At 70.7% G+C, this 20,616-nt stretch carries 18 protein-coding genes and 5 pseudogenes; 10 read left to right on the top strand and 13 right to left on the bottom strand.

Going from position 1 to position 20,616, the window contains the following annotated elements; all coding sequences use genetic code 11:
• Positions 1-3: 3 nt before the first annotated feature.
• Both IPJ59_RS34510 and IPJ59_RS34515 read left to right on the top strand, forming a co-directional pair.
• Positions 4-732, top strand: coding sequence for a glycosyltransferase family 2 protein (locus IPJ59_RS34510; RefSeq protein WP_366524760.1), 729 nt, complete (start codon positions 4-6; stop codon positions 730-732).
• Positions 729-1,619 carry a polysaccharide deacetylase family protein gene (locus IPJ59_RS34515; protein ID WP_293246742.1) on the top strand — a complete coding sequence of 297 codons (891 nt, stop codon included), beginning with the start codon at positions 729-731 and terminating at the stop codon, positions 1,617-1,619. The genes IPJ59_RS34510 and IPJ59_RS34515 overlap by 4 nt, the downstream gene beginning before the upstream one ends.
• A gap of 19 nt (positions 1,620-1,638) precedes the next feature.
• Here IPJ59_RS34515 and IPJ59_RS34520 read toward each other — a convergent pair whose 3' ends face one another.
• Positions 1,639-2,349, bottom strand: a complete 711-nt coding sequence (locus IPJ59_RS34520; RefSeq protein WP_293275508.1) for a ribonuclease HI — start codon at positions 2,347-2,349, stop codon at positions 1,639-1,641.
• A gap of 211 nt (positions 2,350-2,560) precedes the next feature.
• Here IPJ59_RS34520 and IPJ59_RS34525 point away from each other — a divergent pair, with 211 nt between their 5' ends.
• Together IPJ59_RS34525 and IPJ59_RS34530 are read left to right on the top strand one after the other, a co-directional pair.
• A complete protein-coding gene (locus tag IPJ59_RS34525; protein WP_293246748.1) occupies positions 2,561-3,601 on the top strand; it encodes a hypothetical protein in 1,041 nt (346 codons plus the stop codon).
• Between the two features lie 144 nt (positions 3,602-3,745).
• Complete coding sequence (locus IPJ59_RS34530; protein ID WP_293275509.1) at positions 3,746-4,141, top strand: hypothetical protein; 396 nt, start codon at positions 3,746-3,748, stop codon at positions 4,139-4,141.
• A 145-nt stretch (positions 4,142-4,286) separates the two neighbouring features.
• Here IPJ59_RS34530 and IPJ59_RS34535 read toward each other — a convergent pair whose 3' ends face one another.
• The 4 genes and pseudogenes from IPJ59_RS34535 to IPJ59_RS34550 all read right to left on the bottom strand — a co-directional run bounded on the left by IPJ59_RS34535 (position 4,287) and on the right by IPJ59_RS34550 (position 6,947).
• Positions 4,287-5,036 (bottom strand): NADH-quinone oxidoreductase subunit B family protein, encoded by a 750-nt coding sequence (locus IPJ59_RS34535; protein WP_293275510.1) that lies wholly within the window; start codon positions 5,034-5,036, stop codon positions 4,287-4,289.
• Positions 5,037-5,044: 8 nt separating this feature from the next.
• Positions 5,045-5,242 carry a hypothetical protein gene (locus IPJ59_RS34540; protein ID WP_293275511.1) on the bottom strand — a complete coding sequence of 66 codons (198 nt, stop codon included), beginning with the start codon at positions 5,240-5,242 and terminating at the stop codon, positions 5,045-5,047.
• Positions 5,243-5,369: 127 nt separating this feature from the next.
• A pseudogene (locus IPJ59_RS38500) lies at positions 5,370-5,654 on the bottom strand (NADH-quinone oxidoreductase subunit D-related protein); the annotation flags it as partial.
• Positions 5,655-6,587: 933 nt separating this feature from the next.
• Positions 6,588-6,947: a hypothetical protein gene (locus tag IPJ59_RS34550; protein WP_293275513.1), complete on the bottom strand. Its 360-nt coding sequence runs from the start codon at positions 6,945-6,947 to the stop codon at positions 6,588-6,590.
• A gap of 44 nt (positions 6,948-6,991) precedes the next feature.
• Here IPJ59_RS34550 and IPJ59_RS34555 point away from each other — a divergent pair, with 44 nt between their 5' ends.
• The gene (locus IPJ59_RS34555; RefSeq protein ID WP_293275514.1) at positions 6,992-7,153 is read left to right on the top strand and encodes a hypothetical protein; all 162 of its coding nucleotides are present in this window, start codon (positions 6,992-6,994) and stop codon (positions 7,151-7,153) included.
• Between the two features lie 11 nt (positions 7,154-7,164).
• On the opposite strand, the pseudogene IPJ59_RS38505 reads toward IPJ59_RS34555, so the two are convergent.
• From IPJ59_RS38505 to IPJ59_RS34590, 7 genes and pseudogenes are all read right to left on the bottom strand, one after another.
• Positions 7,165-7,269, bottom strand: a pseudogene (locus IPJ59_RS38505) (hypothetical protein); the annotation flags it as partial.
• Positions 7,270-7,616: 347 nt separating this feature from the next.
• Positions 7,617-7,994: a hypothetical protein gene (locus tag IPJ59_RS34560; RefSeq protein WP_293275515.1), complete on the bottom strand. Its 378-nt coding sequence runs from the start codon at positions 7,992-7,994 to the stop codon at positions 7,617-7,619.
• A 110-nt stretch (positions 7,995-8,104) separates the two neighbouring features.
• Positions 8,105-8,764, bottom strand: coding sequence for a hypothetical protein (locus IPJ59_RS34565; protein ID WP_293275516.1), 660 nt, complete (start codon positions 8,762-8,764; stop codon positions 8,105-8,107).
• A 204-nt stretch (positions 8,765-8,968) separates the two neighbouring features.
• A pseudogene (locus IPJ59_RS38775) lies at positions 8,969-9,633 on the bottom strand (respiratory chain complex I subunit 1 family protein).
• Positions 9,634-9,692: 59 nt separating this feature from the next.
• On the bottom strand, positions 9,693-10,319 hold the full coding sequence (locus tag IPJ59_RS34580) for a hypothetical protein (RefSeq protein WP_293275519.1): 627 nt from the start codon (positions 10,317-10,319) through the stop codon (positions 9,693-9,695).
• 223 nt (positions 10,320-10,542) lie between these two features.
• The gene (locus tag IPJ59_RS34585) at positions 10,543-11,169 is read right to left on the bottom strand and encodes a proton-conducting transporter transmembrane domain-containing protein (RefSeq protein ID WP_293275520.1); all 627 of its coding nucleotides are present in this window, start codon (positions 11,167-11,169) and stop codon (positions 10,543-10,545) included.
• A complete protein-coding gene (locus IPJ59_RS34590) occupies positions 11,166-11,477 on the bottom strand; it encodes a hypothetical protein (RefSeq protein ID WP_293275521.1) in 312 nt (103 codons plus the stop codon). Before IPJ59_RS34590 ends, IPJ59_RS34585 begins: the two co-directional genes overlap by 4 nt.
• Before the next feature lie 1,095 nt (positions 11,478-12,572).
• On the opposite strand from IPJ59_RS34590, the pseudogene IPJ59_RS34595 reads away from it, so the two are divergent.
• The 5 genes and pseudogenes from IPJ59_RS34595 to IPJ59_RS34610 all read left to right on the top strand — a co-directional run.
• Positions 12,573-15,287, top strand: a pseudogene (locus tag IPJ59_RS34595) (putative inorganic carbon transporter subunit DabA); the annotation flags it as partial.
• 52 nt (positions 15,288-15,339) lie between these two features.
• Positions 15,340-15,444: pseudogene (locus tag IPJ59_RS38510) on the top strand (putative inorganic carbon transporter subunit DabA); the annotation flags it as partial.
• A 93-nt stretch (positions 15,445-15,537) separates the two neighbouring features.
• A complete protein-coding gene (locus IPJ59_RS34600; RefSeq protein WP_293275523.1) occupies positions 15,538-15,702 on the top strand; it encodes a hypothetical protein in 165 nt (54 codons plus the stop codon).
• Positions 15,692-17,059: a proton-conducting transporter transmembrane domain-containing protein gene (locus IPJ59_RS34605; protein ID WP_293275524.1), complete on the top strand. Its 1,368-nt coding sequence runs from the start codon at positions 15,692-15,694 to the stop codon at positions 17,057-17,059. The genes IPJ59_RS34600 and IPJ59_RS34605 overlap by 11 nt, the downstream gene beginning before the upstream one ends.
• Complete coding sequence (locus tag IPJ59_RS34610) at positions 17,056-18,543, top strand: proton-conducting transporter transmembrane domain-containing protein (RefSeq protein ID WP_293275525.1); 1,488 nt, start codon at positions 17,056-17,058, stop codon at positions 18,541-18,543. The genes IPJ59_RS34605 and IPJ59_RS34610 overlap by 4 nt, the downstream gene beginning before the upstream one ends.
• Positions 18,544-18,547: 4 nt before the next feature.
• Here the strand turns inward: IPJ59_RS34610 and IPJ59_RS34615 are convergent, their stop codons facing one another.
• Entirely contained in the window at positions 18,548-20,467 is a 1,920-nt protein-coding gene (locus IPJ59_RS34615; RefSeq protein WP_293275526.1) for a DUF255 domain-containing protein, read from the bottom strand.
• Positions 20,468-20,616 lie beyond the last annotated feature (149 nt).

Consider the following 20,616-nt stretch of genomic DNA (forward strand, 5'->3'; position numbering starts at 1 on the left):
GATATCGCGCCCGAGATCTCGGTGATCATCCCGGTCTACAACGAGGAGGCGATCCTCGCGAGCAGCGTGCTCGAGCTGTCGCGTGGGCTCGACGCGGCGGGGCTCGTGCGCCACGAGATCGTGATCGCGGAGAACGGCAGCCGCGACCGTACGCGGGAGATCGCGGCCGAGCTGGCCGCGGCGCACCCGCGGGTGCGCACCTTCTCGTGCGCGCGGCCCAACTACGGCGCGGCGCTGCGGGAGGGCATCGAGGGGGCACGCGGCGAGTACGTGCTGTGCGAGGAGATCGACCTCTGCGACCTGGACTTTCATCGGCGCGCGCTGGAGCTGCTGCGATCTGGCGAGGCCGAGCTCGTGATCGGCAGCAAGGCGATGCCCGGGGCCCACGACCGGCGGCCGCTCGGGCGGCGGGCGGCGACGCGGATCTACAACGGGCTGCTGCGGGTCACGCTCGGCTTCCACGGCACCGACACGCACGGGCTCAAGGCGTTTCGCCGGGCCGCGCTGCTGCCGGTGGTCGGGCGTTGCATCGTCGGTCACGACGTGTTCGCCTCGGAGCTGGTGATCCGGGCCGAGCGTGAGGGGGTGCGGGTGCGCGAGATTCCGGTCGAGCTGGCCGAGAAGCGGGCGCCCTCGGTGCGGCTGCTGCGGCGGGTGCCAAAGGTGCTGCACAACCTCGGGCGTTTGATGGCGGCGATCCACCTCGGGGTCGGTCGACGGGAGGACGCGTGAGCGCGCAGAGCACGATCGTCAGCGTCGACCTCGACGACGTCGCCTGCTACCACGCGATCCACGGCCTGCCTGCGCCGGCGTCGGCGAGCGCGGGGGTGGTGCTCGAGCGCTGCTTGCCGCGCTTCCTCGAGCTGTTCGAGGAGCTCGGGGTGCGGGCCACCTTCTTCGTGATCGGCCGCGACTTGCAGCGCGACCTGGCGACCGGCGGGCGCGGGGCGGCGCTGCTGCGCAAGGCGCTGGCGGCCGGGCACGAGCTCGCCAACCACAGCTTCGCCCACGCCTACGACATGGTCACGTGGACGCCGGCCGCGATCTACGACGACCTGCGGCGCTGCGACGTGCTGCTGCGCGGGCTCGGGGCGCGGCCGCTGGGCTTTCGTGCGCCGGGCTACACGCACGACGCCGCGCTGCTGCAGCAGGTCGCGGCGCTCGGCTACCGCTACGACGCCTCGCTGCTGCCGTCGCCGAGCTACTACGCGGGCAAGCTGGCGGTGCTCGGGTGGATGGCGGTGAGGGGCGAGCGCTCGCGGTCGCTGGCGCGGGGCTGGCGGAGCTTCATCGGGCCGACGCGGCCGCACTTCATGCCCGAGTGCGGGCTGTGGGAGGTGCCGGTGAGCGTGTCGACGGTGCTGCGGCTGCCGATGGTCGGCACCTTCGTGATCGGCGGGCGGGCGCTGCTGCTGCGGGAGGCCGAGACGCGGCCGTACCTGCACCTCGAGCTGCACGGCATCGACCTCGCCGACCCTGACAGCGACGGCTACGACGCGGTGTTGCGCAAGCGTCAGCCCGAGCTGCGGGTGCCGCTGCAGCTGCGCCTGGATCGCCTGCGGCGGCTGCTCACGGCGCGGGGGACGGGGACCTCGATCGGCGGCGCGTTCGCGTCGTAGTGCACTGGCCGGCGGCGGCTCACGGCGCGGGGGATGGGGGCTTCGCTCGGCGGCGCGTTCGCGTCGTCGTGCTCTCGCGGCGCACCGCCATGGTCGCGAGGGCGTCGGCCTCCTCGTTGCCGCTGTGGCCGGCGTGGCCGCGGACCTTGAGCAGCTCGACGTCCGGCGTGGTCACCATGCGCTCCTTGATCGCGGTGATGAGCTCGAGGTTGGCCTTGGCCTTCCAGCCGCCGACCAGGACGCCGAGGCTCCACGCGCTGTCGGTGTAGATCAGCACGTGGGCGGCCTGCTCCTCGGGCTTCAGCATCTCGAGCGCGCGGAGGATCGCCGTCAGCTCGGCGATGTTGTTGGTGCCCTCGCCGATGAACTCGGAGTGCTCGAGGATCTCGCCGTCGGGGCGCTCGAAGAACACGCCGATGCCGGCGGGGCCCGGGTTGCCGCTGCAGGCGCCGTCGGTGTGGATGATGATGGTCGTCGGGCCGACCGCCTTGATGGGGTCCTCACGGACGGCCTGGCTCGATACTGCCGGGGCTGGTGCGCCGCCGAAGTCCTCGTCCGGGAGGATCTCGCTGTCCGTCTCGATCAGGTTGTCGGGGGCGGCGCGATAAGACTTGGTGGCGCCCAGGCGGTAGCGCATCTCCACGCGGCCTCGGTGTACGATCGGCTTGCCGGTGGCGAGCACCCGTACGAACACTGTTTGGTCCTTGAACTGGAACTGCTTCCAAGCCATGGCGGATCTCCGAGGGGGAGGGCGAGGCGCCGCTCAAATCGAGCCGCAGCAGCGGTCCAGGGCGGCGTGTGCGGAGCCTCGGAGTACCATGGATCAGTGCGGCTGAACCGGCGAAAAGGCACGCCTTTGGCGCGCTGCGCCCCCGGTTTTTTTGTTGCGGCGGCCAATTTCGGGGGGTACAAGGGCCCCCGATATGAAGCGAACGATCTCTGTGTCCATCGCCGCAACGGCGCTCTTCGGCCTTGTCGGCCTCACTGCATGCCCCGGTGGTGGCGCGACGGGCACCAGCGGCAAACTGATCCCCGAGCAGGCCACGATCATGGTCGGCATCGATGTGGGCGGTCTGATGAAGACCAAGCTCTACACCGACAACAAGGCCGAGTTCGAGAAGCAGTCGGAGTACAAGGAGATGGCGGACGCCGCGAAGGCCTGCAATCTCGACCCCGAGAAGGCGCTCAGCTCGATCCTCATCGGCACCGACGGCAAGGCCAACGTGGTCGCCGTGCTCAAGGGTGAGGGTCTCGGCGTCGAGGCGAACCTCAACTGCATCGCCGAGAAGGGCAAGGAGAAGAACGGCGGCAAGGTGCCCTTCACGATCGCCGACGACGGCGGCAAGAAGATCCTCAAGATGGAGGGCGACAAGGGCACTGGTTACATCGTCGACGGCACGACCCTGGTGTTCGCCAGCGCGGCGTGGACCGGCGCGGTGAAGGACCTGATCGACGGCAAGGGCAAGCCCGCCATCGACGGTCCCAACAAGGACCTGTTCGCGCGCGCCGACCAGAGCAAGCACATCTGGGCCGCCGGTCTGGTGCCCGCGGAGCTGGCGGGTGGGGCCAAGAGCGTCGGCGCCGAGCCGAAGGACATGTCGGGCTCGCTCGACCTGAGTGACGGCATTGCGATCAAGCTCGCGGTCGGTCTGGCCTCGGCCGACCAGGCCAAGGAGCTGAAGAAGAAGGCGGACGAGGCGATGCCCGGCGCCAAGATCGGCGCGGCGATGGTCGGTCTCCCGGCGAAGGCCGTCGAGACGATCAAGATCGACACCAAGGACAACCAGATCACGCTCGAGGCCTCGCTGACCAACGACGACATCAAGACCCTGAAGGAGAAGGCTGGCGCCCTCCTCGGTGGTTTCGGTGGCGGCATGGGTGGTGGCGGCATGGACGACGCGCCCCCGCCGATGCCGGTCGAGCCGGTGGCTCCGCCGCCGTCGGCTGCTCCGGCCGAGCCGGCGCCCGCGCCGGCTCCGTGAGCCCTGCCGCGAGCCAGGGGTTTGCGGGGGCTTGCGATGTCTCCGCGGATCTCGTAGACAACGGCGGCCCGATCCAGGTGGATCGGGCCGCGTTGTTTTTTCCCTTGTAGCTGCCTGGTGGCGGCGACCATCGAGGTGAACCCCATGTCCAAGCCCTCTCCCCTTCAGAACGTCAAGAAGCTGTTCGGCTCCAAGGAGCAGCTCATCGCCAAGGTCATCGACCTGCTCACTCCCGGCGACGGCGAGTCCCGCGAGGCCTTCAGCAAGCGCCTGAAGTACGTCGCCAACGCCAAGCTCCTGCGCCTCGCGCAGGTCGGCGAGAAGATCAAGAGCCTCGGCGGGCGCGAGGCGCTGGTCGCTAAGCTCGCGGAGCTCAAGGGCGAGGCCAAGGACAAGGACTTCGTCGCCTCGCTCAACAAGCTGTCGTTGCCGCGCCTGCTCGACAGCGTGCAGAGCCTGAGCAAGAAGGTGAAGCCGGCCGGGAAGCCCGCTGGGAAGCCCGCCGCCAAGCCCGCTGGGAAGCCGGCCGCCAAGGCCTGAGTAACCCTGTCCCGAGGGACGGGTCGAAGCCGCGTTGCTCGTCGGGCGACGCGGCCTTCGTCGTGTGTATCGAGGCTGTCCGAGGGACAGCTGACGAGCCCGCGCTGCTCCGCATGTCGGGGCGACGCAAGGCCTTCGTCGTGGGTCAGCGGCCGACGCCGAGCAGGTCGAGGAGGCCGTTGACGAAGGTCAGCGGGTGGGGCGGGCAGCCGGGGATGTAGAGCTGGGGGGTGAACTCGCCGAGGAAGCTGCGATCGACGGCGTAGGCGTCCTGGTAGGGCGCGCCGCTGATGGCGCAGGAGCCGGCGGCGATGACGAGCTTGGGGGCGGGCATGCCGTCCCAGGCGAGGCGGAGGGCCTCGGCCATGTTGGCGGTGATCGGTCCGGAGAGGACGAGGCCGTCGGCGTGGCGCGGTGAGGCGACCCAGTCGATGCCCCAGCGGCCCATGTCGAAGTTGACGTTGGCGCTGGCGTTGAGCTCGAGCTCGCAGCCGTTGCAGCCGCCGGCGGAGACCTGGCGCAGCTTGAGCGAGCGGCCGAACAGCTTCTTGAAGGTGGCGGAGGCGAGGAGGGGGGTGAGGGCGCGGTCGCCGTCGCGGCGGACGAGGGTCTCGCGCGAGGTGCTGGCCATCTTGAAGTCGTTGCTGAACGAGAGCTTCTTGTCGGGGCAGACGTCGGCGCACTCGCCACAGAACACGCAGAGGCCGAGGTCGAGGCGGAAGGGATCGAGGGCGATGGCGCTGGTCGGGCAGAGGTCGCGGCAGGCCGAGCAGCCCTCGCGGCAGGGGCCTCGGCGACGTGCGGGGAGGCCACGAAAGCCCTTCGGGCTCGCGGCTCGCACGTCGGGGATGAACTGCCAGCCCTGGGACCGGCGGACGCGGATGGAGTGCAGCATGGGTCCTCTCAGAGGTCGGTGCCGGCGTACGACAGGTCGAAGCTCTTGTTGCAGATCGGGAAGTCGGAGATCTCGTTGTTGCGGACCGCGAGGGCCAGGCCGAACCAGTTCTGCAGCGACGGGTCCTGGACCTTGTAGTGGCGCAGGCGGCCGGCGGCGTCGGTCTCGATCGCGTGGACGATCGGGCCGCGCCAGCCCTCGACCACCGCGAGGGCGAGCGAGTCGGGCGCGAGCGGGCCGATCAGGACGCGGGTGCGGGTGAGGGTCGGTGTTGCTGGCGAGCAGCTCCTGCAGCCAGCGCACGGACTCGTCGATCTCGCGGATGCGGAGGACGAAGCGGGCCCAGCAGTCGCCGGTGGGCTCGACCACGCTGCGCACGGGACGGGCCGAGAAGGCGGCGCCGGGCAGCAGGCAGCGCATGTCCATGTCGATGCCGCAGGCGCGCGCGTGCATGCCGACCAGGCCGATGCCGGCGGCCTGCTCGCGGGTGACGACGCCGGTGGTCTTGAAGCGGTGCTGGACGGTCTTGGACTCGCAGCTGAGGGCGTTGCACTCGCCGATCTCGCGGGACAGTTGCGTTAGGACCTTCTGCAGGTCGTCGACGAGGGCCGGGGTGATCGGCGCACGCCGCCGCCGGGCGCAGCCAGTCGCGGCCGAAGCGGCTGCCGCAGACCCGCATCGACGCGTTGATCGCGGCGGTGCGGATGCGGCCGTAGGTGGAGGAGCCCTGCAGGAAGCCGATGTCTGTCGTCAGGCCGGAGAGGCCGACCAGGTGCATGGCGATGCGCTCCAGCTCGAGGCCGACGGCGCGGTTCTGCTCGACGGTGGGGTCGACGGTGACGCCGGCGAGCGCCTCGATCGCGCTGGCGTGGGCCCAGGCGTAGGCGATCGAGGAGTCGCCGGCGATGCGCTCGACCAGCGCGGGCAGGTGGGCGAGCGGGCGCTCGAGCAGCAGGCGCTCGACGCCGCGGTGCTGGTAGCCGTTGTGGATCTCGAGGTGGTAGACGACCTCGCCGTGGCAGCTGAAGCGGAACGCGCCGGGCTCGATCACGCCGGCGTGGATCGGGCCGACGTTGACCTCGTGGACCTCCTTGCCCTCGATGTGGAAAAACGCGTAGTCGTTCATGCGCCCGAGGTTCTTGCCCTCGAAGCGGACCGGCTTGAGCCAGGGGTGGCGCTTGAAGCCGATGCCGTGCTGCTCGTGGATCTCGCGCTCGAACACGTGGAAGGCGGGCAGGTTGCGGGTGATGGCGAACAGCGGGTGGTCGCGGTGGGCCGCGCCGCGCAGCAGCTGCAGGCCGTCCGGGCCGAGCAGCGCGGCGGTCAGGACCAGCTCGCTGGCCCTCGTCGCCGGGGCGGGCGTAGTAGGTGATGAGCTGGGCGCCGGCGGTGACGCGGTGCCACAGCTCGCGGGTGAAGTCGTCGGCGGGCAGGGTCGGCAGCTCGGCGACGCGGGCGAGCGCGGTGGGGCTTCGGGTCGTCATGGCAGGCCTCCGGGGCTGTGGGCGGACAACGCCGACGCGAGGCGAGGAGGTGGTCGACTGCGGGTCGTCATGGCAGGCCTCCGAGGCTGTGAGCGACCTGGCGCAGCAGGTCGTTGAGGGGCGTCGGCATGTAGATGCCGAGGGTGAACAGCAGCAGCAGGAACAGGGCCTTGGGCGCGAGGTCGACGACGGACTCGCGGTGGCGGTCGTGGGCGCGGGGGTGGGTGGCCCAGATCATGGGGAACATGCTGCGGCCGGTGGCGACGAAGACGATGAGGAGGATCAGGCACAGGGCCGAGAACAGGATGGTCTGGCCGGCCTCGATCATGCCGCCCATCATCACCAGCTCGCCGACGAAGCTGCCGAAGGGGGCGAAGCCGAGGAGGGCGAAGGTGCCGAACATCAGGAAGATGCCGGAGAAGGGCATCTCGGTGAGAGGCCGTCGACCCCATCGGTGCGCTTGGTGCCGAAGTGCTCCTCGATCTCGCCGGCGGTGAGGAACAGGCGAGCCTTGATCAGGGCGTTGCTGACGGCGTAGAGGAGGGCGCCGTAGATGGCGCTGCCGCCGACGCCCGGGCCGGGGCGATCGCGCCGGCGTGGTTGATCGAGGCGAAGGCGATGATGCGCTTATAGTTGCGGGTGGCGACGATGTTGATCGCGGAGACGACCATCGAGGCAAGGCCCATCGCGGTGAGGACGCCGCGGATGGCTCCTGGTCGCTGGCGCCGAAGGTCTGAGGACCGGAACAGGGCGACGAAGCGATGTTGAACTGGACCGCGGCGAGCAGGTGGTGACCGGCGGGCGGGCGGTGTCGTAGGTGTCGGGCAGCCAGCTGTACATCGGCGCCAGGCCGAGCTTGGTGCCGTAGCCGAACAGGATCAGCAGGATGCCGAGCTTGTGGGCGAAGTTCTGCGAGTCGCGGCTGGCGAGGTCGAACTGGTCGAGGAAGAAGGACAGGCCCTCGTGCTGGCTGGTGATCTCGACGCTGCGCGCTCGAGGCAGACGAAGCCGAGGAAGGTGAGGGAGAGGCCGACGGTCGAGAGCAGCAGGTAGCGCCAGGAGGCGCGCCAGGCCTCGCCGGTGCGGTCGTGGGCGATCAGCGGGACGGCGAAGAGGTGGTCGCCTCGACGAAGGCCCAGGCCATGAGGAGGTGGTTCGACAGCACCGCGAGGTTGGCGGCAGCCATGAAGCCGAGGGCGTAGCCGGCGAAGCGGTGGCCGAAGCCGCGGTGCCCGTCGGGGCGCGCGTGGGTCAGCATGTAGGCGGCGACGCCGAGGAAGACCAGGTTGATCAGGCTGGTGAACAGCTGGGCGGTGGCGTCGAAGACGAAGTAGTTCTCGCCGAAGCCGAGGCCGAAGTAGATGACGGCGGTCGCCGGCGTGACGACGGTGAGGCCGATGCTGACGCCGAAGGTCGCGACCGCGATCAGCAGGAGCAGTTGGAGGGCGACCCGGCGGAGCGGGGGCAGGAGCATCAGCAGCGCCGGCGGCCGGCAGCAGGGCGGTGAGCAGGATCGGGTTCATACGTCCTCCGCGGGGAGCTGGGCGGCGGCGGCCGGCAGCAGGGCGGTGAGCAGGATCGGGTTCATACGTCCTCCGCGGGGAGCTGGGCGTTGGCCGCGTTGGGCGCGTTGGCCTCGTTGGCCTCGTTGGCCTCGGCCGTCTCGAGGCGGCGGAGCAGCACGCCGCCGAAGGCGATGATCGACATCAGGAAGACGCCGGTGAGGGCGAGCTCGACCGGGAGGGCGACGTGGTGCTTGAGGAGGAGCTCGGAGCAGGACCACGCCGTTCTCGATGGTGACGGCGCCGATGACCTGGCCGATCGGCCGGGTCTGGAGGTGAGCACGTAGAGCCCGAGCAGCACGGCGGTGAGGGCGACGCCGAGGTGCAGCGAGGGCAGGGTGTCGACTGGCGGGATCTTGAAGCCGAACCACAGCGCGGTGATGACGATGAACACGGCGATGCCCCAGAACACCAGGTTGCTCGGGACCAGCTCGAGCTCCGAGGAGCGCACGCGGCCGGCGACCATGCGGTGCAGGAAGTAGGGCACGAACAGGCCGCGCAGGACGACCAGGTCGGCGATGAGGACCCAGACGGCGATATCGTCGCCGTGCTGGCCGAGGTTCTGGTAGGCGATGATCGCCAGCAGGAGGCCCTGGAGGCCGAGCATGCGGAACATGACGCGCCAGGTGCGGGCGAACAGCGGGGCGATGACCGCGATGAGGATCGCGACGAGCAGGACCATCACAGCGAGCCTCGGTGCGCAGGGTGACGAGGACCAGCGCGATGGCGCTGGCGAGCACGGCGACGCCGGCGTAGGCGGGCAAAGTGCGCATGCGCAGGCGGGCGATCAGGGACTCGATGGTGCCGACGAGGACGGCGACGGCGAGGGTGAGGCCGAGCGCGACGCCGGCGGCCAGGTGGGGCTGCGCGGCCCAGGAGATGGGGTTTAGCAGGGTGGCGAGGAGGCCGGCGCAGATCGTGATCTTGAGGCCGGCGGCGTACTGCAGCATGGCCAGGTCGGGGCCGCGTGGTCGAGGATCGCGACCTCGTGGATCATGGTGAGCTCTAAGTGGGTCATGGGGTCGTCGACGGGGATCCGCGCGGCCTCGATCTGCAGGAGGATCATGAGGGCGACGAAGCACAGCGCCTTGATGCCGAGCGCGAAGGGGCCGAGGTCGCCCCACGAGAGCAGCGCGGCGAAGCTGGCCCCGCCGGTGGCCAGCAGCAGGGTGCCGAACACGAGGAACAGGGCCGGCTCGATCACCGCGCCGTAGGTGGCCTCGCGGGCGGCGCCCATGCCCTCGAAGGCGCTGCCGACGTCGAGGGCGGCGAGCAGAGGAAGACGCGGCCGAGCGCGAGGACGTAGGCGAAGGCGACGAAGTCGCCGGCGAAGGCGAGCGGCGAGGCCGGGCCGAGCATCGGGGACAGCATGCCGGCGACGAGGCCGGTGGCGACGGCGACGACGGGCCCGAGGCGGAAGACCTCGCTGCTGACGTTGCTGTAGACCGGGCGCTTGCGCAGCAGGCGGCGCATGTCGTGGTAGGGCTGGAGCACCCGCGGGCCGCGGCGTCCGGCCCAGATCGACTTGACGCGGTTGACGAGGCCGAGCATGACGATCGGCAGCAGCAGCGCGAGCAGCTGGGCCCCGGCGAGGGCGAGTTGGACGGTGGTCACAGGCTACCTCCGGCGATCAGGAAGGCGACCATCAGCACGAGGGTGATGAAGCCGGCGGCGAAGGAGTGGGGGGTGGTCTCGGGCAGGCGCTCGGACAGGCGGGTGACGGTCTGGGCCGCGGTGCCGAGCACGTGGAACATGCGGTTCCTCGACGCCGTCGACGTTGTGGGTGCCGATGCTGGCGCGCTCGGGGAAGAAGCCCTGCGGCAGCTTGAAGCGCTGAAGTACTGCAGCACGCCCTCGAAGGTGTTGCCGAACTGCGAGGCGAAGGAGGCGCCGGTGTACTGCATGCGCGGGGTCGCGGCGGTGTAGCCGCAGCCCCAGGTGACGTGGGCCTCGCTCTCGCGGTTGATCGCGCGGCGCAGCAGGCCGACGAGGACCAGCGCGAGCAGCAGGCCGCCGCACATCCACGCGACCGGGGCGAAGGCCTGGGCCGGGGCGGCGAGCAGCGGGGCCGGGGCGGCCAGGCCCTGGGCGCGCAGGAGGTCAGCGACGGGGACGCGGGCGAGGCCGATGGCGCCGAGCGGGACGGCGGCGACGGCGAGGATGCCGAGCAGGTGGACGCCCATGGTGAAGCGCATGGGCGCGGCGGCCTCCTCGTGGGCGACGCAGGCGGGGGTCACGGGGGACGCCGAGGAAGGCGATGCCGAACGCGCGGGTGATGGCGAGGGCCGAGACGGCGCCGACGAAGGCGAGCAGGGTCATGACGGCGAGCAAGGCCGCGGTCGAGGGCGGTCGGGACCTGCTCGCTGACCAGGCCGCTGTAGATGATGAACTCGCTGACGAAGCCGTTGAAGGGCGGGAGGGCGGAGATCGCGAGGCTGCCGACCAGGAAGAACAGGGCGGTCAGGGCATGACGCGGCGCAGGCCGCCGAGGCGCTCGAGGTCGATGGTGTGGGTCGCGCGGTAGATGGCGCCGGCGGCGTAGAACAGCAGGCACTTGAAGATCGCGTGGTTCAGGATGTGGAGCAGGCAGCCGGTGAGGCCGAGGACGACCAGCAGGGGGCGCTGCCAGGTCAGGCCGAGGTAGGCGAGGCCGAGGCCGATGCCGGCGATGCCGACGTTCTCGGTGGAGGAGTAGCCGAGCATGCGCTTGATGTCGCGCTGCGAGACCGTGTAGAGGACGCCCATCACGGCGGAGAGGGCGGAGAAGCCGACGACGTACCAGCCCATCCACGCGGGCGGGTGGTCGAGCATGCCGGTGAACTTGATCATCCCGAACAGGCCGGCCTTGTGGATGACGCCGGACATCAGCGCGGAGACGTGGGCGGGGGCGGCGGAGTGGGCCCGCGGGAGCCAGGTGTGGAACGGGAAGAAGGCCGACTTGAGGCCGAAGGAGGTCATCAGGACGATGAAGGTGACGTCGCGCTGGAAGGTGTCCTGGGCGAGGAAGTTCGCCATCATCGAGAGGTCGTGGGTCTGGCTGGCGCCGGTGCCGATGACGAAGGCGGCGACCAGGAGCAGGAAGCTCATGTGGTCGAGACCAGGTAGTTGAAGCCGGCGAAGCGGATCTTCTGGTTCTCGTAGTCCCAGATGACGAGCAGCCAGGCGGCGAGGGCGGCCAGCTCCCAGCCGAGCAGGAAGGCCAGCGAGTTCTCGACGGTGTAGATGATGATGAACGACAGCGAGGTCAGGTTGAGCAGGCTGAAGTGGGCGCCGACGTGGCGCTTGCTGGCCATGTAGGGCTTCAGGTAGCCGAGCGCGTAGATCGAGCCGAGCAGGGTCATCGGCAGCGAGAAGCAGAGGAAGAAGGCGTCGAGCGCCTCGATCTGCAGGCGCACGTCGCCGAGCGGCGCCGGCCAGTGCAGCAGCAGCTCGGCCGGCGGAGCGCCGAACAGGATCGGCAGCGCCTCCGGCGAGCACGAGCGCCGTGGCGATCACCTGCGAGGTGACGGCGAGTCCGGCCCGCAGCGGGTTGCCGCGCAGGACGAGCGCGAGGAAGGCCCCGACGAGCAGGGCGAGGGTTGCGACGAACAGCAGCATCTTGGTCCTCCACGCGGAACAGCCCGGCGATCCACGTCCCGCCAGGCGCTCCACCCGTCAATCACGACGACGAAACCAAGTAACCGCAAGCGATCGACCGACGCAAAGACAAAAGCGGCGCGGCGCGGCGGGTCAGGCGCCCGCGCGGCGCGGAAGCCGGGCCGATCGCGGCACGCAAGCTTTCGATCGGGATGCCGATGCGGCGACCCGAGCGACAGCAGATGTCCTTTAGGACAGGTCCACCGCGACATCTCGCGTGTGTTCGGCTCAAGAGCGCAGCGCGCGAGGAGGGCCGCGGATACAGCAGGCACGGAGCCTTTGATGCCGTGGTCCAGTCTCGCGAGGCCACGCGCAGCGGTGCACAGCGCCACGGAGCGGGGAGATCTCCGCAGCGGTTGCGCGGTCGTCGGTCTCGCAGTCGTCCTCGAGGTCCTCGCTGGTGTCGAGGAGTTCGGCCGCCTGGCTCTCGAGCAGACGCGCGGGTGTTGGGGCAGGCGGTGAGCCACGCGAGACCTGAGCCTCGCTGGCACAGCCAAGCCGCTCCGAATGGGTCTCGCTCAACGCCGGTGACAGCAACCACAGCAGCACGCCGAGGGCCGGCAACGCGGCCAAGAGCGGACGGAACGCCGTGTACAAGCGGGACATCGCGGCCAGAAAACCATGGCCACGTTACTCTCCCTGGGTGCACGCGAGAAGCGACATGCGCCACTGATACAATAAATCGTAATACGTATTACAAATAGCAAGATTTTCGTGACCGGACATGTGTAGCAGGACACTTGAGATGCGAGACTTATAGGGCGCCATATGAATCGTGTGTGTAACTTCACTTATCATTGTTCCGCGGGCCTGAAGCCCCGGCAGGCGAGCTGACTAAGCTCTTGCACCGGCGCATGTCTACTCCCGACCCCACGCAAGGTCCCCGAGGACGTCTTCGGGCGGCGCTGGAACAGGCTGCCCACTGGCTCCCCGTCCAGGCACCGCTCGAGGTGTTCGTGCACAACAACCTGCTGGTCGCGTTCCAGCACCTGCCGTTTCATCGGGCGATGGTCGAGGCCCGGCGAAAGTTGGGCGTTCGCGGCTATTGGCCGGAGGAGCGCTACCAGGAGGCATTCGCACGCGGTCGCATCACGGATGAGGACCTCGACGCGGTGTTTGCCGACGAGCCGCTGTCGGATGCCCCGATCGCGGTGAATTTCCCGTCGGCGCGGACGGTCGGGCGAACCGCGACGCGGCACACGATCGGCGCCGAGACGCCGGCCGACCTGCACTGGCAAGTGGTGGAGAAGGCGGCGACCACCGACTTCGCGGTCGGGGTGCCGGACGCGGCGCGCACGGCGATCGTGATGAGCACCGAGGACTGGTTGCGGCCCCAGCTGGCCCACTACCTGGCCGGCCCGACGCGGAGCGGCGGGGAGGCGCTGGCGCGCTTGGTGGTCGGGTGCCCGCCGTTTCGCACGCCGATGGGGGAGCTGACGGCGCTGTTTGGCGATCGGCTGCGTGTCGAGGCCTTCGCCGAACGGCGCGAGGCGGTGGCCGTGCGGGCGCTGTGGACCGCGTGCGTCGATGCCTGCGCCCACTACGACGGGATGCCGGTGATCGGTTCGCGGGTGCTGTGGACCCACCGCGAGCTGTTGCGGGCCTGCAGCGATGAGGACGCCAACGATCCGGTGCACGCGCTGCTGATCCCGCTGTGCGCGGCCTTTCTTGACCGCGGGCAGTCCCACTGGTCGATGCCAGACCGGGGTGACGGGTTCTTGCAGGCGTGGTTGCGGGTCACGCTCGCGGGCGTCTCGATCCGGCCGAGCTGGCTCGCGGGCATCGGCAGGCGGATGCGTGGGTGGCAGGCGCGAGGTGTCACGGCGGAGGACGTGGTGCTCGAGGTGCTGGAGGAGCTCGGGGTGGCGCCGGACGAGGTGGAGGCCTATGTCGAGCGCACGCTGCTGCAGCTGCCGGGTTGGGCCGGGATGTTCTACCGCCTCGAGAGCGCACCGGGCCCGATCGGGCGCTCAGCCGCGAAGATCGAGCTGATCGACTTCCTCGCGGTGCGGCTGACGCTCGACCTGTTCGCGTTGAGGGACATCGCCCGGCGCCTCGGCCATCGCGGGCCCGCCGCGGCGATCCGCGACTTCTGCCGGGGTCAGCCGCGGATCGCCCCGCCGGCGGTCCGTGGCCCGCATGACACTGCGTGGCCGCTGTTCCTGCTCGCGCAGTACACCGGCGTGTCGGCGCCCACGATCCGCGACGCGACCCGCGGGGCGATCGACGCGGTGATCGCCTGCCTCGACCGCCACGATGACATGACGCGCATGCGCCTGTGGCACGAGGCCTACGAGCGCCATTACCGGTGCGAGCTGCTCGACGCGATCGCGGCCAACCTGCGCTCGGTGGCCATGCCGAAGCAGCCGCCGCGTTTCCAGGTCTTGCTGTGCCTCGACGACCGCTTCGAGTCGTCGCGCCGCTATCTCGAGGAGATCTCGCCCGAGGTCGAGACCTACGGCGGCCCTGGCTTCTTCGGCGTCGCCTTCGCGTACCAGGGCATCGATGACCCGCGGACCTTCCCGCTCTGCCCGGTCATCGTCACGCCGCAGCACCGCATCGACGAGACGCCGCTGACGCAGCAGTACAACCTCGCCGAGCTGCGCAAGCACCGGCTGGCGCAGCTCGGCAGGGCGACGACCCTGTTTAGCCGGGCCTCGCGCTCGCTGTGGCTGGGGCTGCTGGTGAGCATCATCAGCGGGCTATTTTCGCTGGTGCCGCTGCTGCTGCGGGTGTTCGCGCCGCGCACCGCCGGTCGGCTGAGCGCCGGGCTGCGCCGGCGCTTCCTGCCGGAGCCGAAGACGCGGTTGACGCCGGCGCGCATCGGCGCCGAGAAGCTGGCCGACGAGCAGCTGTGGGATGGTTTTTCGGTCGACGAGATGACGGCGCGGGTGGCCTCGTTGCTCGAGAACCTCGGGATCACGAAGCGCTTCGGCAAGCTGATCGTCGCGCTCGGGCACGACACCTCGGCGGTAAACAACCCGCTCCTGGCGGCCTACTCCTGCGCGGCCTGCGGTGGCCGCAGCGGGGCGCCGAACGCCCGCTACCTCGCCAGCATCGGCAACCGACCCGACGTTCGTCAGCGCCTCGCCGAGCGGGGGATCGTCATCCCGGCGGACAGCACCTTCGTGGCCGGCTGCTACGACACCTGCGCCGAGCGCATCACGTGGATCGACGAGGAGCTGCTGCCTGCGGCGGCGCGGGCGGAGCTGCGGGAGCTCGATGTGATCCTGGCCGAGATGTGCCGGCGCAACGCGCTCGAGCGCTCGCGTCGCTTCGCCTCGGCGCCGCGGCACCCGACCCCGGCGCGGGCGCTGCGTCACGTCGAGGGCCGGGCGCTCGACCTCAGCCAGCCGCGCGCCGAGCTCGGCCACGCGACCTGCGCGTGCAGCATCGTCGGTCGGCGCGAGCTCAGCTACGGCCTGTTCCTCGACCGCCGGGCGCTGCTCATCTCATACGACCCGACGATCGACCCACAGCACAAGATCCTCGAGCGCACGCTGGCGGCGACCAGCCCGGTCGGCGCCGGCATCAACCTCGACTACTACTGCTCGTCGGTCGACCCCGGCAAGCTGGGCTCGAGGCAAGCTGCCGCACAACGTGACAGCCCTCGCCGGGGTGATGAACGGGGCGGCCAGCGACCTGCGTACGGGGCTGCCGACGCAGATGACCGAGCTGCACGAGCCGGTGCGGCTCGAGGTGGTGGTCGAGTCGACGCCGGCGGCGCTGCAGGGCATCCTGACCCGCCAGGCGGCGGTCGCGGAGCTGGTCCTAAACGAGTGGGTGCGGGTGACGGCGATCGACCCGGAGACCCGCGAGATGTTCACGTACGACGCTCGCTTCGGCTTCCGCAAGTATGAGCCGCGGCCGGTGCACTTGCCGGAGGTCGCGTGCTCGCAGGACTGGTACGTGGGGCGCATGGACTGCGTCCGGCCGGCGCGGATCGTGACGCCCAACCTGCGCGAGGTGAAGCATGCTTCCTGACATCCTCTCGGCTGGCTTCGCGCTGGCGCCGGTGTGGCCCGCGATCGCGGCGATCGTGATCACCGCCTTGCTGCTGCTGCCGCGGCGCCCGAGCGAGGGCGTCGTCGTGGGCATCACCCGCGCGGCGATGTGGTTGTGCTTCGCCAGCGCGCTGTGCGGGCTGCTGTTGTGGTTCACGAGCGGGCCGGTCGATTACCGCGTCGGTAACTGGTACGCGGCGGCGGAGTACAGCTTCCCGCTGGTGCTGTTGTTCGACGGTCTGTCGGCGGTGATGTCGGTCTTCGTCGCGTTGATGCTGATCACCACGGTCCGCTTCTCGGCGACCTACATGCACAACGAGGCGGGCTTCGTCCGCTTCTTCCTGCTGACCCTGTTCTTCGCCGCGGGGATGCAGCTACTGGTGCTCGGCGGCAGCGTCGAGCTGCTGTTCATCGGCTGGGAGTTTGTCGGCATCACCTCGGTGTTGCTGGTCGCGTTCTTCCACGAGCGGGCCGGGCCGGTCCAGGCGGCGCTGCGCGTGCTGGTCACCTACCGCGTCTGCGACATCGGCCTGCTGTTCGGCGGACTGTGGCTGCACCACTGGCTGGGCACGACGGTGTGGGTCGAAGCCTTCGCCCACGTGGGCGAACATCCCGGAGGGATCGCGGCGGTCGGGGTGGCGCTCGCGCTGGTGTTCGCGGCGATGGGCAAGTCGGCGCAGTTCCCTGTCGGCGGCTGGTTGCCGCGGGCGATGGAGGGGCCGACGGCCTCGAGCGCGGTGTTCTACGGGAGCCTGTCGGTGCACGCGGGGGTGTACCTGCTGATCCGTGCGGCGCCGCTGATCGAGCAGTCGCTGGTGGCGCGGCTGATGCTGATCGTGATCGGCCTGACGACCGCGGTGATGGCCGCGCTCAGCAGCCAGGTCAGCGCCGACGCCAAGTCGGCGGTCGCGTACGCGACCGCGACCCAGGTCGGGCTGATGTTCGTGACCTGCGGGCTCGGCTTCTACACGCTGGCGACCGTGCACCTCGTCGCCCACGCGACGCTGCGCTACTACCAGTTCTTGCGCACGCCGAGCGCGCTGCAGGACGCGCTGTGGCAGCAGGCCGCGCTCGGGCGCACCGAGTCGGACGAGGCCGCGGCGCGGTGGGAGGGCGTCGCGCTGCTGCGACGGCGGGCGCTGTACCGGCTGGCGCTCGAGCGCTTCGCCGGGGAGGCGGCGCTCGACCGCTGGATCGCGCGCCCGGTGATGGGCGTCTCGCGCTACCTCGACGGGCTGGAGCGTCGCTTCCTCGCGCTGCACTCGCCGAATGGCCCGGCGGCGCCGCTGCCGACGATGGCCCCGGACTTGGGCCTGGGGCCAGAGGTCGAGGCATGAGCGGCTTCTTTGGCGTAGCGATCCCGCTGCTGTGGGTGCTGCCCCTGGTGGCGGCCTTCGTGGTCCAGTTCATGATCCGCGAGACTCGGCGCCAGCGTCAGGTGGCGATCGTCGTCGCGGGGGCGGTGTTCGCCATCGCTCTGGCGATGTTCGCGATCAACGGCTGGCTCGAGGACTTCGCCCGCGACGACGTCGAGTCGGGGGCGGTCTTCATGTCGTTGCACTTTCACATGGCGGTCGACGGGCTCAACGCGATGCTGTTGCCGATGACCGCCGCGGTCGCGTTGGCGACCTTGATCTCGACGCCGCGCTCCGACCTGCGCGGCAACACAGCGGCGCGGATCCTGGCGATCGAGGGGACGCTGCTGGCCAGCTTCATGGCCCTCGACGCGGCGCTGCTGTCGCTGTTCTGGGTCGCGTCGATGATGCCGCTCTGGCAAGACAGCCGGCGCAGCCACTCGCGGCCGCTGCACGTGGTGATGACGCTGTCGATCGTGGCGACCGCGGGGGCCCTGCTGGCGGCGCTGATCTTGATGGCGCAGCAGGGCGCGGCGGCCGGGCTGGCGGCGCCGCTGGACCTGCTGGCGATCGCGCGCTCGAACGTCGTGATCACGCCGCTGGTCGGCTGGTTGTTCCTGTTTGTTGGGTTGCTGCGCATGGGTATCTTTCCGGCGCACCTGTGGCTCACGGCGTCGGCCTGGCGGGCGCCGGGCTACTCGGCGATGCCGGCGCTGTTCACCTCGCTCGGCTCCTTCGGGCTCGCGCGCGTGGTGATGCCGCTGTTCCCCGGGCTGTGCCAGGACGTGTCGGCGCCGCTGGTGATCATCGGCGCGATCACGGCGCTGTACGGGGCGCTGCTGGCGATCGGACAGTACGATCTGCGGCGCTTGATCGGCTACTTCTGGGTCAGCCAGATGGGGCTCGTGCTCACCGGTCTGGCGACGCTCAACGCTCCGGGGGTCGCCGGCGGGCTGCTGCAGGCGATGTCGTCGGTGGTCGAGGTCAGCGGGCTCATGCTCATCGCGCTCGAGGTCGAGGCGCGGGCGGGCACCACGGACATGCGCCTGCTCGGCGGCCTGGTGCGTCGGGCGCCGCGGATGGCGACGGGCTTCTTCCTGCTCTCGGCGGCCGCGGTCGGCTTCCCCGGGACGATCTCCTTCGTCGCCGAAGATCTCGCGATTCAGGGTCTGCTTCATCAACACGAGGTGGCCGCGGGCGTGCTGCTCGTGGTCACGGCGCTCAACGGCATCACCCTGTTCAAGGCGTTCAAGCAGACCTTCCTCGGGCCGGGCTCGCAGCACGCCAAGGACCTGCGATCGTTCGAGGACCTGCGCGGCTGGGAGTACCGCGCGTCGGTGGCGATGATGGTGACCTTGCTGGTCGGCGGCTTCATGCCGCAGCCGCTGCTCGGGGTGCGGGCGGGGGTGGTCGACGCGCTCAAGCAGATCTCGCACGACGGTGTGGTCCGCGAGGACATGCGCTGACGCGTCACTGCGACGCGTTCACGCAGAGCTCGCACGACGGTGTGGTCCGCGAGGACCTGCGCTGACGCGTCACTGGACGGTGGCGAGGAAGCTCGCGGCGGCGGCGGCGAGCCTGGCCGGGTCCTTGATCGGTCGGGAGCAGGCGCTGTCGGTGCAGAGGTAGACCGCGGCGGCGCCGATGTCGGGGTAGCGGGCGCCGGGCGGGCTGACGCTGACGAGGGTGCGTGGATCGTCGAGGCCGAGGGCGGCGCGGTGCAGGGCGGCGCGGGCCGGGTCGTCGGGCTGGCCGACGATCGTGACGTCGACGGGGTGAAGGTCGCCTCGGCGAGGGCGAGGGCGTACTGGCCGAGCATGCGGCCCTCGTCGGCGATCGCCTGCGGGTCGGACACGGCGCGCAGGGCCTGATCGCGGCGTCGGCGTGGGATGAGGGGGCGGGCAGGTGGTCGATCTGGCGGTGCAGCTCGAGCAGGAAGCGGGCGGCCATGCCGTTGTCCTCGATCGGCTTGCGGCGCTCGGCGAACACGCCGACGGCCCCGGGTCGCGGGTGTGGGCGAAGAAGCCGCCGTGCTCGCGATCTTCGAGGGGGCGCGCATGAGCTCGCGAGGTCGAGGGCGTGCACGAGCCAGCGCTCGTCGCCGGTGACACGATGCAGCGCGAGCAGGGCGCGGCCGACGGCGGCCTGGTCGCGCAGGTGCAGAGGGCCGGGCAGGTCGGCGTCGTGGCGAAAGCCGCCGCCGGGCTCGCGGTGGGCCGAGAGCAGGCGCTCGCCGGCTTGCAGGGCCGCGGCGAGGGCGTCGTTGTCGGGGCCGCCGTCCGGGCCGGGGACGCTGGCGTGGAGCTGACACAGCGCGGAGATCGTGCGGGCGTTGATGTCGGCGTAGCGGTGAGGGTCGACGCGCGGGATGCCGAGTTTGCGGCGATCGGCGTCGCCCCGGGCGTAGTACTCGGGGCCGGGCACGGGCTCGGCGTCGGGCGCTGGAGGTCGGCGTCCTGGCTGGTGAAGAAACCGCCGCCCGGGTGCTGCATCATGCCGAGGATGTAGCTGCGCTGGCGGTGGGCGGCGCTGCGCCAGCGGGGCTCGGGGCTGCGGAGGTGGGCGCGGGCGAGGGACTCGAGCGCGCCGGCCTGGATGGCGCCGATCTTCTCGTAGTGGGGCCGGTCCCACGCGCCGCCGACCGAGTACTGGTACATGCCGCCCCACACCGGGTCGATGAGCTGGATCTCCGCGGCGATCGTGGTGAGCGCGCGGGCCTGCCATTCGGGGGCGGCGAAGACCCGGGCGCGCAGCAGGGCGAGCTCGTCGAGCGCGGCCAGCGGGTACTTCTGGCCGCGACCCCAGCCGCCGTGCTCGTGGTCGTAGGCGGCGTCGAGCTGGGCCCAGGCGGCGCGGCGCAGGGCGACGAGGTCGGTGTTCGCGGGTGCGGGCGCGGGGCCCCGGGCGTCGGCCCTGGAGGCTGCCGGCAGCCTGCTCGGCGACCAGCTTGCGCAGCAGGGCGGCGAACTCGGCGGGCTCCTGGAAGCCGCGCAGCTCGAGCACGGGGCGGGCGTCGCTGGTGAGCACGGCGGTGGCGGGCCAGCCCCACTCGGCGTAGCGCTCGGCGAGGTCGGGGCGGGCGTCGGCGTCGACGCGGATCGGCATGAAGTGGTCGCGCAGCAGGGCGGCGACCTGCGGATCGGCGTAGGTGCGGTGGTCCATCACGTGACACCAGTGACACCAGCTGGCGGCGACGTTCACGAGCAAGATCCGTCGCTCGCGGGCGGCGCTGGCGAAGCTCTCGGGTCGCCACTCGTGCCAGGTGAAGCTCGCGGCGGCGGGGGCCGGCGTGCTCGCGGTGAGCGGCGGTGCTGCGGCGCAGGCGTGGCTCAGGGCGAGGGCGAGGAGCGCGGGCGAGAGCCTGGCCAGGAGCGAGCAGGGGCGGGACATGGCGCTAGCGTACGTCGGGCGGGGGGGGATCGGGTTGAGTTGCGGCCTGTCCTGGGGGGGGTCGGGTTGGTGCGGCCTGTCCCTGGGGACAGATGGCTAGCTGGGGGGGGGGACGGGAGATCGGGTTGGGTGCGGCCTGTCCCGGGGAC

Source organism: Nannocystis sp. (assembly GCF_016714285.1).
Taxonomy (GTDB): domain Bacteria; phylum Myxococcota_A; class Polyangia; order Nannocystales; family Nannocystaceae; genus Nannocystis.